This is a genomic window from Vibrio sp. V43_P6S15P86, assembly GCF_009904725.1.
GTDB classification, from domain to species: domain Bacteria; phylum Pseudomonadota; class Gammaproteobacteria; order Enterobacterales; family Vibrionaceae; genus Vibrio; species Vibrio diabolicus.
Genome location: NZ_WXWT01000120.1, coordinates 1 through 16,027, shown reverse-complemented (window position 1 = coordinate 16,027; position 16,027 = coordinate 1). Strand labels below are relative to the sequence as shown.

General features: G+C 45.7%; 15 protein-coding genes and 1 riboswitch. Of the genes, 12 read left to right on the top strand and 3 right to left on the bottom strand.

Going from position 1 to position 16,027, the window contains the following annotated elements; all coding sequences use genetic code 11:
- Nucleotides 1-11 precede the first annotated feature (11 nt).
- Nucleotides 12-146, top strand: a riboswitch (molybdenum cofactor riboswitch).
- The 11 genes from moaA (at nt 135) to CAG69_RS05330 (ending at nt 10,241) form a co-directional block, all read left to right on the top strand.
- Nucleotides 135-1,124: a GTP 3',8-cyclase MoaA gene (gene moaA, locus CAG69_RS05380; RefSeq protein ID WP_005396649.1), complete on the top strand. Its 990-nt coding sequence runs from the start codon at nt 135-137 to the stop codon at nt 1,122-1,124. It overlaps the preceding riboswitch by 12 nt.
- Before the next feature lie 105 nt (nt 1,125-1,229).
- The gene (gene moaB / locus CAG69_RS05375) at nt 1,230-1,742 is read left to right on the top strand and encodes a molybdenum cofactor biosynthesis protein B (protein WP_005396648.1); all 513 of its coding nucleotides are present in this window, start codon (nt 1,230-1,232) and stop codon (nt 1,740-1,742) included.
- A 26-nt stretch (nt 1,743-1,768) separates the two neighbouring features.
- Entirely contained in the window at nt 1,769-2,248 is a 480-nt protein-coding gene (gene moaC / locus CAG69_RS05370; RefSeq protein ID WP_161443056.1) for a cyclic pyranopterin monophosphate synthase MoaC, read from the top strand.
- Complete coding sequence (moaD, locus tag CAG69_RS05365) at nt 2,245-2,502, top strand: molybdopterin synthase sulfur carrier subunit (protein WP_005396646.1); 258 nt, start codon at nt 2,245-2,247, stop codon at nt 2,500-2,502. Before moaC ends, moaD begins: the two co-directional genes overlap by 4 nt.
- 1 nt (nt 2,503) lies before the next feature.
- On the top strand, nt 2,504-2,959 hold the full coding sequence (gene moaE / locus CAG69_RS05360; protein ID WP_114323293.1) for a molybdopterin synthase catalytic subunit MoaE: 456 nt from the start codon (nt 2,504-2,506) through the stop codon (nt 2,957-2,959).
- Nucleotides 2,960-3,491: 532 nt separating this feature from the next.
- Nucleotides 3,492-5,168 carry an ABC transporter substrate-binding protein gene (locus CAG69_RS05355; RefSeq protein ID WP_005396644.1) on the top strand — a complete coding sequence of 559 codons (1,677 nt, stop codon included), beginning with the start codon at nt 3,492-3,494 and terminating at the stop codon, nt 5,166-5,168.
- Between the two features lie 128 nt (nt 5,169-5,296).
- Nucleotides 5,297-6,217: an oligopeptide ABC transporter permease OppB gene (gene oppB / locus CAG69_RS05350; protein ID WP_006742810.1), complete on the top strand. Its 921-nt coding sequence runs from the start codon at nt 5,297-5,299 to the stop codon at nt 6,215-6,217.
- 15 nt (nt 6,218-6,232) lie between these two features.
- A complete protein-coding gene (oppC, locus tag CAG69_RS05345; RefSeq protein WP_005396642.1) occupies nt 6,233-7,135 on the top strand; it encodes an oligopeptide ABC transporter permease OppC in 903 nt (300 codons plus the stop codon).
- Between the two features lie 27 nt (nt 7,136-7,162).
- Nucleotides 7,163-8,134 (top strand): ABC transporter ATP-binding protein, encoded by a 972-nt coding sequence (locus tag CAG69_RS05340; protein ID WP_005396641.1) that lies wholly within the window; start codon nt 7,163-7,165, stop codon nt 8,132-8,134.
- Nucleotides 8,113-9,126, top strand: coding sequence for a murein tripeptide/oligopeptide ABC transporter ATP binding protein OppF (gene oppF / locus CAG69_RS05335; RefSeq protein ID WP_006742812.1), 1,014 nt, complete (start codon nt 8,113-8,115; stop codon nt 9,124-9,126). Before CAG69_RS05340 ends, oppF begins: the two co-directional genes overlap by 22 nt.
- A 167-nt stretch (nt 9,127-9,293) precedes the next feature.
- Nucleotides 9,294-10,241, top strand: coding sequence for a glutathione S-transferase family protein (locus CAG69_RS05330; protein WP_161443054.1), 948 nt, complete (start codon nt 9,294-9,296; stop codon nt 10,239-10,241).
- A 114-nt stretch (nt 10,242-10,355) separates the two neighbouring features.
- On the opposite strand, the gene CAG69_RS05325 is transcribed toward CAG69_RS05330, so the two are convergent.
- Nucleotides 10,356-10,778 carry a DUF7282 domain-containing protein gene (locus CAG69_RS05325; RefSeq protein ID WP_012841581.1) on the bottom strand — a complete coding sequence of 141 codons (423 nt, stop codon included), beginning with the start codon at nt 10,776-10,778 and terminating at the stop codon, nt 10,356-10,358.
- A 286-nt stretch (nt 10,779-11,064) separates the two neighbouring features.
- Between CAG69_RS05325 and CAG69_RS05320 the strand changes: the two genes are divergently transcribed.
- Complete coding sequence (locus CAG69_RS05320) at nt 11,065-12,342, top strand: MgtC/SapB family protein (protein ID WP_161443052.1); 1,278 nt, start codon at nt 11,065-11,067, stop codon at nt 12,340-12,342.
- A gap of 111 nt (nt 12,343-12,453) precedes the next feature.
- Here the strand turns inward: CAG69_RS05320 and pta are convergent, their stop codons facing one another.
- Together pta and CAG69_RS05310 are read right to left on the bottom strand one after the other, a co-directional pair.
- Nucleotides 12,454-14,598, bottom strand: a complete 2,145-nt coding sequence (gene pta, locus CAG69_RS05315) for a phosphate acetyltransferase (RefSeq protein WP_005396636.1) — start codon at nt 14,596-14,598, stop codon at nt 12,454-12,456.
- A 136-nt stretch (nt 14,599-14,734) separates the two neighbouring features.
- Nucleotides 14,735-15,931 carry an acetate kinase gene (locus CAG69_RS05310; RefSeq protein WP_161443050.1) on the bottom strand — a complete coding sequence of 399 codons (1,197 nt, stop codon included), beginning with the start codon at nt 15,929-15,931 and terminating at the stop codon, nt 14,735-14,737.
- Nucleotides 15,932-16,027: the final 96 nt, after the last annotated feature.

Sequence of the window (16,027 nt, the reverse complement as noted above, 5' to 3'; positions counted from 1 at the left end):
TTTCATATCTCTGGTTGCCATAACTCCGAGCTCACTATTGCTAAGTCCGAGGATAAGCGTTTTGAGCCAGTGGCGTACTGTCACAAGGGCATGATTGGAAATGGCCATGCCTCCCGTGTTTGGAAAGGTGTTCCGTGGCGCAACAATTCGAAGACAAATTTCATCGTAAGTTCTATTACTTGCGTCTGTCTGTGACCGACGTATGTAATTTCAAATGTACCTATTGCCTTCCTGATGGCTATAAGCCTTCGGGCAATAAAAACTCGTCTTTTTTATCTCTTCCTGAAATCAAACGGGTCGTAAAAGCGTTTGCTGATTGTGGCACGTCAAAAGTGCGCATTACTGGCGGTGAACCAAGTTTACGCAAAGATTTTACCGATATTATCCACTCAGTGGCGACGACGCCTGGTATCCAAAAAGTTGCAACTACGACCAATGGTTACCGCATGGCGAAGCAAGTCGCAGACTGGCGTGAAGCGGGCTTAACTCACATCAACGTCAGCGTGGACAGCCTTGATCCGCGCATGTTCCACCAAATCACGGGTGAAAATAAGTTCACTGAGGTGATGAATGGTATCGAGCGTGCGTTTGAAGTTGGTTATGAGCAAGTCAAAGTTAATGTGGTGTTGATGAAAGATCTTAACCATCAAGAACTGCCAGCGTTTCTCAACTGGATAAAAGATCGTCCAATCCAACTGCGCTTCATCGAATTGATGCAAACGGGTGAGATGGATGATTTATTCAATAAGCATCATGTGTCTGGCGTAGCAATTCGTAATCAGTTGATTGCGAACGGTTGGCTGCTTAAAGTGCGCTCTCATAATGACGGCCCCGCGCAGGTGTTTGTTCATCCAGATTACAAGGGTGAAATTGGCCTGATCATGCCGTATGAAAAAGACTTTTGTGAGAGCTGCAACCGACTACGCGTCTCTGCGATGGGTAAGCTGCATCTGTGTTTGTTTGGAGACCACGGTGTAGAACTACGTGATCTATTGGAACGTGATGAGCAAGAAAGCGAGCTTATTGAACGCATCCAAGCGCAGTTACAAACTAAGTCGGTGAGCCACTTCTTGCACGATGGTAATACGGGTATGACGCCACATCTGGCGTCTATCGGCGGCTAAATCAACTCAAATTTTGTAGGGAAAGCTTATTTATAGGCTAGCTTTCCCTCGCTTTTCTAGAATCGATACCAAACGTATCAAAGTTAAAAGAGAATAGGTGAACACATGGGTCACGCTGAAAGCAAATTTCAACCTGCAAATATTGCCGTTCTAACGGTATCTGACACTCGTACCGAAGAAAACGATACCTCTGGTCGCTACCTTGTTGAACACGCTCAAGAAGCGGGTCACAATGTTGTCGATAAGCAAATTGTTATTGATGATATGTACAAAATTCGCGCAATTGTTTCTCAGTGGATTGCGGACGACAATGTCCAAGCGATCATGATTACTGGTGGTACAGGGTTCACGTCACGTGACAGCACGCCAGAAGCGCTGAAGCCTCTGTTTGATAAAGAAGTAGAAGGTTTTGGTGAATTATTCCGCATGGTGTCTTACGAAGAAATTGGTACGTCAACGATCCAATCGCGTGCAATTGCAGGTTTTGCTAACCATACAGTTATCTTCGCAATGCCTGGTTCAACTGGCGCGTGCCGCACTGGCTGGACGAAGATCATCAAGCAGCAGTTAGATGCAAGCCATCGCCCTTGTAACTTCATGCCGCACCTATCTGTATAACCTTTCCTAAAAGCGAAGGAAAAACAATGACTCAATTTACCCATATCAATGCGTCTGGCGAAGCTAACATGGTCGACGTGTCTGCAAAAGCTGAAACGGTTCGTGAAGCACGTGCAGAAGCATTTGTTCACATGGCCCCAGAAACCTTGCAACTGATTGTTTCCGGGCAGCATCATAAAGGTGATGTGTTCGCGACGGCTCGAATTGCTGGTATCCAAGCTGCAAAGAAAACGTGGGATTTGATTCCACTTTGTCATCCTCTGTTGCTTTCTAAAATCGAAGTTCAGTTGGAGGCTATTGAGTCAGAAAACAAAGTTCGTATTGAGTCTGTTTGCAAGCTTGCAGGTAAAACGGGCGTAGAAATGGAAGCGCTCACGGCGGCTTCTGTTGCTGCACTGACGATTTACGATATGTGTAAAGCGGTGCAAAAAGACATGGTTATCGGTCAAGTTCGTCTCCTAGAAAAGACGGGTGGAAAATCTGGACACTTCAAGGCGGAATCATGATTAAAGTACTTTTTTTTGCTCAAACTCGTGAGCTGATTGGTATCGACAGTGTCGAATTAGATGATCAATTTGAAACGGTTGAAGCGATTCGCGCACATCTCGTGGAAGAGGGCGCTGATAAAAATGGCAAGTGGGATTTGGCTTTAGAGCCAGGAAAGCTACTTGCTGCTGTTAATCAATCTATTGTCCCACTTGATACCGAAGTAAAAGCGGGGGATGAAGTTGCATTTTTCCCACCGGTAACCGGAGGTTAAGATGGACCCACGCGTCTCTGTACAAGTTGAAGACTTTTCCGTTGATCACGAATATCAACGTTTATCCGAAGGTACGGCTGCTGGTGCTGTCGTAACATTCATTGGTAAAGTTCGAGATATGAACCTTGGCGATAATGTTGTTGGTTTGCACTTGGAACACTACCCAGGCATGACTGAGAAGAGCTTGAGCGACATTTGCGATCAAGCTGAATCACGTTGGCCATTATTGGGCGTACGCGTGATTCATCGCGTTGGTGACATGGATAGCGGTGATCAAATCGTCTTTGTTGGTGTTTCAAGTGCACACCGCGGAGCAGCATTTGATGCTTGCGAGTTCATTATGGACTACTTGAAAACCAAAGCACCATTTTGGAAGAAAGAACGCACGACGAATGAAGATCGTTGGATTGAGTCGCGCGATACTGATCACCAAGCTGCACAGCGTTGGGAAAAATAGAACCCACTCCTCATTCTAGTGAAAAAAGCTAAGTGTCAATGGCACTTAGCTTTTTTTGTACTTATCTTCATAATTCTGCTCATTTGACTTCAACACAACCCGTGCTCGCTCTGGTGATATTCTTCACAATAAAAGTTTTTAGCCCAATATATAAACAATTATTTGTTAGACTTCATTTGTCATAAATGTTAAATAATATGTAAATATCTAGCATAAGATGCTATCAAGTGGTTTAAATGTAGATTAATCGAAAGTTTTGTCTGTGGAATGTCGCTTCTGGTCTCCATTTGGCTGGTGAATACTTTTTGATTAGAGTTTACTGCTAGGTATGTGTGGTTTAGTCAGGATTATTGGTTTTTTTGCTACATTTTTATGGCAAATTACTTCAATGATTGCTAATGTGTGCCGCAGTCTTTGTAAGGTTTTAGGCTTTTGTGCTCAGAAAATGCACTAAAAAAATCTAAAACTCTGACCGTTCCAGGCCCTTACAAAGAAGTCATGGATGCTAACGAAAAAATTTGGAGTTTTACGCATGTATAAGAATAAAATCACGCGCGCTTTATTTATTGGTGCTGGTCTTTCTCTCGCTTTAGCTGGTTGTGGCGAAAAGCCTGCAGAGAAACAAGCTGCAGAGCCTGCTCCGGCTCCAGCCCCTGAAGCTAAATCTGATTCTAAAGAGCCAAAACTTGCTGCTGTTCAAGAATTGGTGCGTGGTAACGGTACAGAAGTTGCGACAATAGACCCTCATAAATCTCAAGGTGTTCCAGAATCCCACGTGATTCGCGATCTTCTTGAAGGCCTAGTAAACCAAGATGCGGACGGTAACACTATCCCTGGTGTTGCAGAATCTTGGGAAACTGAAGACAACAAAACATACACTTTCCACCTACGTGAAGACGCAAAATGGTCTAACGGTGATCCTGTTACTGCAGGTGATTTTGTATACAGCTTCCAACGCGCAGTCGACCCAGCAACCGCTTCTCCATACGCTTGGTACATGGAATACACCAAGATGAAGAACGCAAAAGACATTGTTGCGGGTAAAAAAGACAAGAGTGAGTTGGGTGTTAAAGCGGTTGACGACCACACGTTAGTGGTTGAGCTAGACACTGCTGTACCATACTTTGTGATGATGATGGGCCACACAACAGTGAAGCCTGTTCACCAAGCAACCGTTGAAAAGTTCGGCGATCAATGGACGAAGCCTGAGAACTTTGTAGGTAACGGTGCTTATGTTGTTGACAACTGGGTTGTAAACGAGCGTTTAGTTCTAAAACGTAACGAACAATACTGGGACAACGAAAACACGACGCTTGATCAAGTTACTTTCCTACCAATCGAAAACCAAGTAGCGGAAATGAACCGCTTCCTAGCAGGTGAAATTGACTTCACGAATGAACTGCCTACAGAGCACTTCAAGCGTTTGAAGCAAGAGCATCCAGAAGACGTGTCTGTGTCGGGTAACTTGTGTACTTACTACTACATCTTCAACACGAAGAAAAAGCCGTTTGATGATGTTCGCGTACGTAAAGCGATTTCTTATGCGATTGACCGTAATATCGTGACTGATGCGATCCTAGCACAAGGTCAAAAGCCAGCTTATTTCCTAACGCCTGAAATCACGGCGGGTTTCAACCCAGAAATCCCTGCATACGGCAAAATGACGCAAGAAGAGCGTAATGCTGAAGCGGCGCGTCTACTGGAAGAGGCGGGTTACGGTGCAGACAACCCTCTTGAATTTAACCTTCTATACAACACGTCAGAGAACCACAAGAAACTTGCGGTTGCACTGGGTTCAATGTGGAAGAAGACGCTTGGTCTAGACGTTACGCTAGAAAACCAAGAGTGGAAAACTTACCTATCTACCAAAGATTCTGGCAACTTTGAGGTTGCTCGTGCAGGTTGGTGTGGCGACTACAACGAAGCTTCATCTTTCCTAACGCTGATGATGAGTAATAACACTACTGGTGGTATTCACTACGACAGCAAAGAGTACGATGCAATCATGAACAAAGCATTTGCTTCAACTTCTGACGAAGAGCGTCAAGCGCTTTACCTAGAAGCAGAGAAGTTGATGGCAAAAGATATGCCAATCGCACCTATCTACCAGTACGTGAAATCACGTCTACTATCACCGAAAGTTGGTGGCTTCCCAGTCAATAACGCGGAAGACAAGATTTACTCTAAAGATCTCTACATCACAGAGTAATTCGTAACTCGATAGAACTATAAAAATGAGGCTCTACATGTGAGAAATTGCATGTAGCGCCTATCTTTAGTCCAAAAGAATTGGACGACTTCTTTAATTTAACTGTCACAGACTGAAAGAGTGAGTTTATGCTTAAATTCATCGCAAAAAGGATATTTGAGGCGATCCCAACAATGTTGGTTTTGATCACCGTATCTTTCTTTCTTATGCGCTTTGCACCGGGAAACCCTTTCTCGACAGAGCGTCCATTGCCACCCGAAGTAATGGCAAATATCGAAGCTAAATATGGCTTGGATAAACCTGTATTTGAACAATACACCACGTATTTGACCAATGTTATCCAAGGGGATTTCGGGCCGTCATTTAAATACCTTGATTACTCGGTTAACGAGCTGATCGCGGTTGCCTTACCGGTTTCGGCTAAAGTGGGCTTCATCGCCTTTATCTTTACCCTGATTATGGGGGTTACCGTCGGTACCATTGCTGCGCTCAAGCAGAATACTTGGATTGATTACACCATCATGTCGACAGCGATGCTCGGCGTGGTAATGCCTTCTTTTGTATTGGCACCTGCGCTTATCTATCTATTCTCGCTTCACTGGAATATCTTCCCTGCGGGCGGTTGGCAAGATGGTAGCTGGCAGTATTTAGTGCTTCCTGTCATTGGTATGTCACTACTGTATGTTGCAACCTTCGCTCGTATTACGCGTGGTTCGATGATCGAGACACTGAACAGTAACTTTATTCGTACGGCTCGTGCTAAAGGTCTAAGCTACCGTTACATCATCATCAAGCACGCCCTTAAGCCGGCACTTCTTCCTGTTGTTTCTTACATGGGTCCTGCTTTCGTAGGTATCATCACTGGTTCTGTTGTTATCGAAACCATTTTTGGTCTACCAGGTATTGGTAAGCTATTCGTTAACGCTGCGTTTAACCGTGACTACTCGCTAGTAATGGGTGTAACCATCCTGATTGGTTTCCTATTCATTTTATTCAACGCGATTGTAGATATTCTACTTGCAATGATTGACCCGAAAATTCGCTACTAACAGGGACGTTTGGTTATGTTAACGAAAAAAGAAAACCTAGAAGCGATTGAGAAGTTCTCCGAAAACTTGGAGATTGAAGGTCGCAGTCTTTGGCAAGATGCTCGTATCCGTTTTATGCGCAACAAAGCGGCAATGGTGAGCTTATTCCTTCTTGTTCTAATGACGTTGGCGGTGATTATTCTGCCAATGATTGCACCGCACACCTTTGATGATACTGACTGGTACGCGATGCACGTTGCACCGAATGCTGACCATTGGTTTGGTACTGACAGCCTAGGCCGTGATTTATACGTGCGTACGCTAATTGGGGGGCGTATTTCGTTGATGGTGGGTGTTATGGGCGCATTTGTAGCGGTACTGATTGGTACGCTCTACGGCGCAGCATCTGGTTTCATCGGCGGTAAAGTTGACCGCGTAATGATGCGTATTCTAGAAATTTTATACGCGGTACCGTTTATGTTCCTAGTAATCGTACTGGTAACATTCTTCGGTCGTAACATCATGCTGATCTTCGTTGCGATTGGTGCTATCGCATGGCTAGATATGGCGCGTATCGTACGTGGTCAGACACTCAGCTTACGTAGCAAAGAGTTCATCGAAGCTGCACATGTGTGTGGTGTTAGCAACTGGAAAATTATCACTCGTCATATCGTGCCGAATGTACTGGGTATCGTAGCGGTTTACTCTACGCTGCTTATCCCTAGCATGATCCTGACGGAGTCATTCCTATCATTCCTTGGTCTTGGTGTTCAGGAACCGATGACAAGTTGGGGCGCTCTTCTACAAGAAGGTGCACAGACAATGGAAGTGGCAATCTGGCAGCTGGCATTCCCAGCAGTGTTCATGGTTGTGACGCTATTCTGCTTCAACTACGTTGGTGACGGCCTGCGCGATGCGCTGGATCCAAAAGACAGATAATTAAAAGATAAGATTAAGGAAGCAATGATGAGCTTATTAGATGTCAAAGATCTGCGCGTCGAATTCACCACGCAAGATGGTATCGTAACCGCAGTAAACGATTTGAACTTCTCTCTCAACCAAGGCGAAACCTTAGGTATCGTTGGAGAATCGGGATCAGGTAAATCTCAAACCGTATTCGCAATCATGGGCCTTTTGGCTAAAAACGGTATTATCTCTGGTAGCGCAAAGTTTGAAGGCAAAGAAATCTTAAACTTACCAGAAAAAGAACTGAACAAAGTTCGCGCTGAACAGATCGCAATGATCTTCCAAGACCCAATGACATCGCTGAACCCTTACATGAAGGTAAGTGACCAGTTGATGGAAGTGCTTATGCTGCATAAAGGCATGGGCAAAGCGGAAGCATTTGAAGAATCAGTACGCATGCTGGAAGCGGTGAAAATCCCTGAAGCGCGTAAGCGTATCACGATGTACCCGCATGAGTTTTCAGGCGGTATGCGTCAACGTGTAATGATCGCGATGGCGTTGTTATGTCGTCCTAAACTGCTTATTGCCGATGAGCCAACAACAGCACTTGATGTGACGGTTCAAGCACAGATCATGGACCTGCTTAATGAGCTTAAAGACGAGTTCAACACGGCGATCATCATGATCACGCACGACCTTGGTGTTGTTGCAGGTTCGTGTGATAAGGTGCTGGTTATGTATGCAGGTCGTACGATGGAGTACGGCAACGTAAACGAGATCTTCTATAATCCAAGCCACCCTTATGCAGAGGGTCTGCTGAAGGCGATTCCTCGCCTTGATACGGAAGGTGAAATTCTGCCAACCATTCCTGGTAATCCACCAAACTTGCTTCGTTTACCACCGGGCTGCCCTTATCAAGAGCGTTGCCATCGAGTGATGGATCGTTGTAAGCGTGAAGCGCCAATTCTGACTCCATTTGGTGATGGCCGTCAGCGCGCATGTTTTTCTGAATGGGAGGCTTGGAACAAATGAACGCAGTAGATAAAAAGCTAATTCTGGACATTTCAGAGCTGAAAGTTCACTTCAGCATTGCGTCAAAATCGGCATGGCCGTGGTCAAAGCCTTCAAGCCTAAAAGCGGTTGATGGGGTGAACGTTCGACTATACGAAGGGGAAACGCTTGGTGTAGTAGGTGAGTCAGGTTGTGGTAAATCGACGTTTGCGCGCGCCATCATCGGCCTTGTTGAAGCGACGGATGGAGAAGTAGTTTGGTTGGGTCAAGATCTAACTAAGATGAAAGACGTCCAACGTCGTGAAACGCGTAAAGAAATCCAAATGATTTTCCAAGATCCTTTGGCATCTCTTAACCCACGTATGACGGTTGGCGACATTATTGCTGAGCCTCTTGAAACGTTCTACCCAGAACTGTCTAAGCAGGAAGTGAAAGACCGCGTTAAAGAGATGATGGCGAAAGTGGGTCTACTACCAAATGTGATCAACCGTTATCCGCATGAATTCTCGGGTGGTCAATGCCAGCGTATCGGTATTGCGCGTGCGCTTATCCTTAAGCCTAAGATGATCATCTGTGATGAACCCGTATCGGCGCTTGATGTATCTATTCAAGCTCAGGTTGTTAACCTGCTTAAAGAGATTCAAAAAGAACTAGGCCTTTCTCTGGTATTCATTGCGCATGATTTATCAGTGGTTAAACACATCTCAGATCGTGTTTTGGTCATGTACTTGGGTAATGCTGTCGAGCTCGGTGAGGCGGAGGCGCTGTTTGCTGATCCTAAGCACCCATATACACGCGCATTGATGTCAGCGGTTCCGATTCCGGACCCGAACATTGAACGCAGTAAGAAAATCCAAATGCTGGAAGGCGACCTTCCTTCGCCGATCAGCCCACCATCGGGTTGTGTGTTCCGCACTCGTTGCCCACAAGCAACCGAAGAGTGTGCGAAGACGAAGCCAACGATTCAAGGCAACGACGTTCACGCGGTATCTTGTTTGCACGTTAGTGTATAAATTCAGCCTGTGACAGGCTTAAGCGCGACACCTTCATTGGGTCGCGCTTTTTTTATGCATCTGATTTATACATTCGAATTTCTTGAACATGATGTCCTAAATTCAGTGATTTTCTGTTTGATAGGAAACGCTAATATAGACATAAACAGAATGAGAGGAGCGCAATCATGGGTAAGTTGGTCGAAGGTGTTTGGCATGACGTCTGGTATGACACAAAATCAAATGGTGGCAAATTTGTGCGTGAAGATGCCGGATTCCGTAACTGGGTTAAAAACGACCCTGATGCGGAGTTTACGCCAGAGTCCGGTCGATACCATTTGTATGTCTCTCTTGCTTGTCCTTGGGCACATCGAACCCTCATTTTCCGCAAGCTGAAAGGCTTAGAACCCCATATTGATGTCACGGTTGTTTGCCCTGATATGCTCAGCCAAGGCTGGCAAATGGGGCTTCCTGAGCCACTATTTGGTCATACTCGTATGCACCAAATCTACACGCAGGCCAAACCAGATTACACAGGCCGTGTAACTGTGCCTGTGCTTTGGGATAAAAAGACCAATACGATTGTGTCGAATGAGTCGTCAGAAATTATTCGTATGTTTAACTCGGAGTTCAATGAGCTAACAGGAAACCACGATGACTATTATCCAGAACAGCTAAAGCATGTTATTGACGAGTGGAACGATTTTGTTTATCCAAACGTCAACAATGGAGTGTATCGCTGTGGTTTTGCGACCACGCAAGAGGCATATGAAGAAGCATTCGATTCTTTATTTGCTGCGCTAGATAAAATCGATTCGCACCTAGCGACGCATCGTTATTTAGCGGGGAATACTATTACTGAGGCTGATTGGCGTTTGTTTACGACTCTGATCCGTTTCGATGCCGTGTATGTGGGTCACTTCAAATGCAACAAGCAGCGCATCGCAGACTACGAGAATATTCAAGGATACTTAAAAGAGTTGTATCAAGTCGAAGGCGTCGAAGAAACCACGGATTTCTACCATATTAAACGTCACTACTATTTCAGCCACACTAGTATTAACCCGACGCAAGTCGTACCCAAAGGGCCTGATTTAGACTTAAACTCTTCTCATGGAAGAGAAATAATTGGCTAGTTTGCTGCCTCCATCAGAAATGAAAAAGTACTTAACGGTAGGCAATGTCGTTAAGTACTTTTATGCCAACTAAATACTAGGAGTAGGAGAGTGACTTGTAAGTGTGCGCTCGTCTTACTTAGCGCGCACGACGTCCATCACTAATTTTCCGTCGACTTTTACAGGTCCATCTTCTTTGGCTCCGAGTGTATATTCAAATACGCCAGTCTTCATTCCCCCTTTTTCTCCGTGGACCATTAGCATCAGCATGTCGCCAGACTCAACCGGTTCCATCAAAATTGCATTCACGTTCTCATTCTGTCCCATCTTTAGTGGGGCATAGCCGATAACAGGGCCAGGCTTCATTGATTCGTCTGTTCGGTGGACGACCATCCATCCGTTGTCGTCAGCATGAGCCATTTTTGCGGTTACCGTTCCTCCGGACATATCTTGATCAACGCCTTTAATGCTTGGGGCAGAAAAGCTGAATGAAGAAAAACTGAACAGAATTGCAGCTAAACCAAGCTTTAGCAGTGAGTTGTTGATGGAGTTGTTCATATGTATTCCTTACTTATGTGTGAGTTTGCTTAATAGCAGTCCATCTTCGTTACGTAGTTCGAGTAAAAAAGTTCAGTTGAAATGTAAATCATGCTGATAAATTGAATAGGGAGGGCCGCTTCGTTCTATTACGTTTTGGTGGTAGATAAAAGAATAATGAAATTATAAGACGCAATGGTAAGCAGGGAACCGGGGCCATTTTCTGATTATCCTCTCATCGTCACAGCTTCTTACCCATATTCAAATAAACTAATGAGATAACAACCGCTTTTTGACGGAGTGATGCATGGATATCAATGAGTTTGTCAGTGGCGAGCATCTAATTTGGAATCTGCTTATTGCTCTATTACTGGGGGCAATTGTTGGCACCCAACGTGGCTGGGTGATGCGCAATAGCGTAGAAGGCAGTCGTGTCGCGGGCATTCGTACTTTTTCTTTAGTCGGTTTACTCGGTGGTTTAGTTGGCATTCTCGCCAACATTTATACACCTTTACTCATTGGTTTTGCGCTTATCGCTTTAGTCATCCTCACTTGCATCGCTTTTGTTATACAGCAGAAAAAGAGCGGAGATCTGAGCATCACTGGTGTGGTTAGTATTATGGTGGTGTTTGTTCTGGGTAACCTTGCCGTGTCGGGTGAGGCTGTTTTGGCTGCAGCAGCGGCCGTTATTACCGCGGTGGTGCTCGATAACAAAAGAGAGCTACATCAAGCACTACAAAAACTGCAAGAGTATGAGTTAGACGCAGCACTGCGTTTATTACTTATCTCGATAGTCATGTTACCACTGTTACCAAATCAATCTTACGGCCCTTGGAATGCACTTAACCCGTATGAGATTTGGTGGATGGTTGTGCTGATCGCTAGTATCTCGTTTGTCGGTTATTTTGCGATAAAGATCGGCGGGGCGAAGCGAGGTATTTTGTTTACGTCTGTATTTGCTGGTCTTAGCTCTTCGACAGCATTAACGTTGCAGTTTTCCCATTTTTCTCGTGAGCAAGCGAGCATCAGCCCGTTACTCGCTAGTGGTATTCTTTTGAGCTGCGGAACCATGTTCCCTCGTTTACTTATCGTACTGTCTGTTATCAATCCACAATTAGTGAAACTGCTTTGGCCAATTGTGATGGCGATGATGGTTGCGCTGTACATTCCGGCATGGTGGATTTGGCGCAGAAGTGAAGTTGAGCAGATTGAGCAATCAAATAAGCAAACGAACCCTCTTGCTTTGCAGTCGGCACTGTTCTTTGGCCTCGTGTTGGCGGTGATTATGCTGCTTGCTCATGCTTTGTCTGACTGGTTCGGCAATGCGGGTGTGTTGATCCTTTCTGCTTTATCAGGGATTACTGACGTTGATGCGATCTCGTTAACCCTCGGACGTCAAAGTACGCAAACATTAAGCGTGACCACTGCTGCGTTAGGCATTTTGATCGCCGCTTCGGTTAATACCATTGTGAAAATGGGGATGGTCATCGCGATAGGGGATAAGAAGCTTTGGCACCGAATCGCACCAGTGATGACAGGTTGTGTTGTGGTTGGGGCTGGGGTATTTATGGCGCTGTATTCGTAAGCGCGTATTAGTACTATTGCTCATAGCCTCTTTGCTGTGTGGCCAACAATAGAAAAAGCCCTCGACGAATCGAGGGCTTTGGATAGTTGTCCAACTAGATGTCAGAAGCGATTATTTAGCTTCTTGGTCTGCTTGGATTGCTGTTAGAGCGATTGTGTACACGATATCGTCTACTAGCGCGCCACGAGACAAGTCGTTTACAGGCTTGCGCATACCTTGCAGCATTGGACCGATAGAAACTAGGTCAGCTGAACGTTGTACCGCTTTGTAAGTCGTGTTACCCGTGTTTAGGTCTGGGAATACGAATACTGTCGCTTTACCTGCTACTGGAGAGTTAGGCGCTTTAGACGCTGCCACGTTTTCCATGATAGCTGCGTCGTACTGCAGAGGACCGTCGATCACTAGATCAGGACGCTTCTCTTTCGCGATGCGAGTTGCCTCACGTACTTTATCAACGTCTGCACCCTTACCAGATTCACCAGTAGAGTAAGAGATCATAGCAACGCGAGGGTCGATACCGAATGCTGCTGCAGAGTCAGCAGATTGGATAGCGATTTCAGCAAGCTGTTCAGCGGTTGGATCTGGGTTGATCGCACAGTCACCGTAAACCAGTACTTGATCAGGCAGAAGCATGAAGAATACTGAAGATACGATAGACGCATTTGGTGCAGTCTTGATGATTTGGAACGGAGGAACGATAGTGTTCGCCGTAGTATGAACAGCACCAGAAACTAGGCCGTCAACTTCGTCGTTCTCAAGCATCATTGTGCCTAGGAATACTGAATCTTGTAGCTTCTCACGAGCCACAACTTCAGTCATGCCTTTCGCACCGCGCAGCTCAACTAGACGAGCAACGTAGTTTTCACGAACAGCATCGGCATCGATGATGGTTACGCCAGTACCTAGCTCAACGCCTTGTTGAGCTGCTACGCGACGGATTTCATCTGGGTTACCTAGAAGCACACAGTCTGCAATGCCGCGTTCAGCACAGATTGCTGCCGCTTTAACAGTACGTGGTTCGTCACCTTCTGGAAGAACGATACGCTTGCCTGCTTTACGAGCAAGTTCAGTTAGCTGGTAACGGAACGCTGGTGGGCTTAGACGGCGAGACTTCTGAGTGCCTTCAGTCATTGACTCGATCCAGTTACCGTCGATGTGACCAGCAACGTGCTCGTTGATGAACTCGATACGCTCTTTATCGTCTGCAGGTACTTCGATGCTGAAGCTCTGTAGGTTTAGAGATGTCTGCCAAGTGTTACCTTGTGCTTTGAAGATAGGTAGACCAGTGTCGAACGCTGGTTTACATAGACCTTCGATTTCGCGAGGGATGTCGTAACCGCCAGTTAGCAGTACAGCACCAATATCCACACCGTTCATTGCAGCAAGAGAAGCAGCAACGATAACATCAGGACGGTCTGCAGAAGTAACAAGTAGAGAGCCAGGTTTGAAATGCTCAATCATGTTTGGCAGAGAACGTGCACAGAAAGTGATGCTCTTGATGCGACGAGTGTTGATGTCACCTTCGTTGATGATATCTGCTTTCAGGTGCTTAGCCATGTCGATTGCACGAGTCGCAATCAGATCAATGCTCCATGGCACGCAACCTAGTACACGAATTGGAGAAGTGTTGAAGATTTCCATCACTTTCAATTCGTTTTGTTTCGCGCTATCTGCATCGTCAAAGATTTCAGATAGGTCAGGGCGAGTACGGCCAGCTTCGTCAACAGGAGCGTTTAGCTTGTTGATGATAACGCCAGAGATGTTTTTGTTCTTAGTGCCGCCGAAGTTAGAACATGCTACTTCGATACGCTCTTTCAGTTGCGCTGGGTTATCAGTACCTGGAGTCGCAACTAGCACGATTTCTGCACCAAGTGTTGCCGCGATTTCCGCGTTTACTTGGTTTGCAAATGGGTGCTTACGAGTAGGTACAAGACCTTCGATTAGCGTAACGTCTGCGTCTTTGTTGATTTGGTTGTAACGTTCAACAACGGTTTCTAGCAGCTCGTCCATGTTGTCGTTACCGATTAGGCTTTCAGCAACAGACATCGCCATTGGCTCACCGATCTTCATATCGCTGTTGTGGCCAACGATAGTTGAAGTCAGATCTGGCTGATCACCACCTGAACGTGGCTGACAGATTGGCTTGTAGAAAGAAACTTTAACGCCTTTACGCTCCATAGCGCGAAGAACACCCATGCTAACGCTTGTTAGGCCAACGCCTGCGCTAGTAGGGATAAGCATAATAGTACGAGACATTCGTAGAGTACCTTTAGCTATTTGGGGGATAAAAGCTCAACTCTTATTCCATGAAGCTCGAAGAATAGGAGTTGAGCCCCTAAGAAATTCGTTTGAATGAAAATCTGGCTAGCCGAGTGGCTAGCCAGTAATTCAATTAAAGACCTGTCAGGCGTGCAGTGTCTTCAGCGATGACTAGCTCTTCGTTAGTAGAGATAACCATTGCAGGGATACGGCTGTTTTCAGTCGTGATAACGCCTTCGCCGCCGAAGCGAGCTTTAAGGTTAGCTTCGCTATCTACTTCGATACCGAAGATGCCAAGACGATTTAGAACCATTTCACGGATAGGGCCAGAGTTCTCGCCGATACCGCCAGTGAAAGTGATTGCGTCTAGACGGCCGTCCATTGAAGCAGTGTAGCCAGCTACGTACTTAGCTAGACGGTGGCAGAACACGTCCATTGCGCGTGTTGCTTCTTCTTTCTCACCGTAGTTGTCTTCAACGAAACGACAATCAGAAGTCACTTCAGTTAGACCTTGAAGACCAGACTCTTTAGTTAGCATCGTGTTGATTTGATCAACAGAGTAACCTAGAGCGTCGTGTAGGTGGAAGACGATAGCAGGGTCGATGTCGCCACAGCGAGTACCCATTACCAGACCTTCAAGTGGAGTAAGACCCATAGAAGTGTCTACAGATTGACCGTTCTTGATCGCACATACAGATGCGCCGTTACCTAGGTGACAGTTGATGATGTTTACTTCTTCAACTGGTTTGTTTAGTAGGCCTGCAACTTCACGAGTGATGAACAAGTGAGAAGTACCGTGCATGCCGTAACGACGGATACCGTGTTCTTTGTATAGGTTGTATGGAAGAGCGTATAGGTAAGACTCTTCAGGCATAGTTTGGTGGAACGCAGTGTCAAATACAGCAACGTTTTTCAGCTCTGGGAAGTTTTTCTTAGCCGCTTCGATACCGATGATGTGAGCAGGGTTATGAAGAGGTGCAAATGTTGCAGCGTCTTGAATACCTTTTAGAACTTCATCAGTAATTAGTGCAGATTGAGTGAACTGCTCGCCGCCGTGAACGATACGGTGACCGATTGCGCCTAGGTTAGCTTTAAGCTCTGGCTTAGAAGCAAGAATAGTTTCTACCATAAACGCTAGTGCTTCTTCGTGAGCTGCACCATTGCCTAGTTGAGCTTCGTGCTTGCCATCAAGTTTCCACTTGATGCGAGCTTCAGGAAGGTGAAGACACTCAGCAAGACCTGACAAGTGCTCGTCGCCGTTCTCGGCATCAACAACGGCAAATTTAAGAGAAGAACTACCGCAGTTTAAAACTAAAACTAGCTTAGACATGTATGACTACCTGTTATTCGTCTGATAAAAAATCAGTTAAAGAATGAAAAATTAATCACAAGAATAGCCGATACCCAGAAGGCTGCGTACTAATCC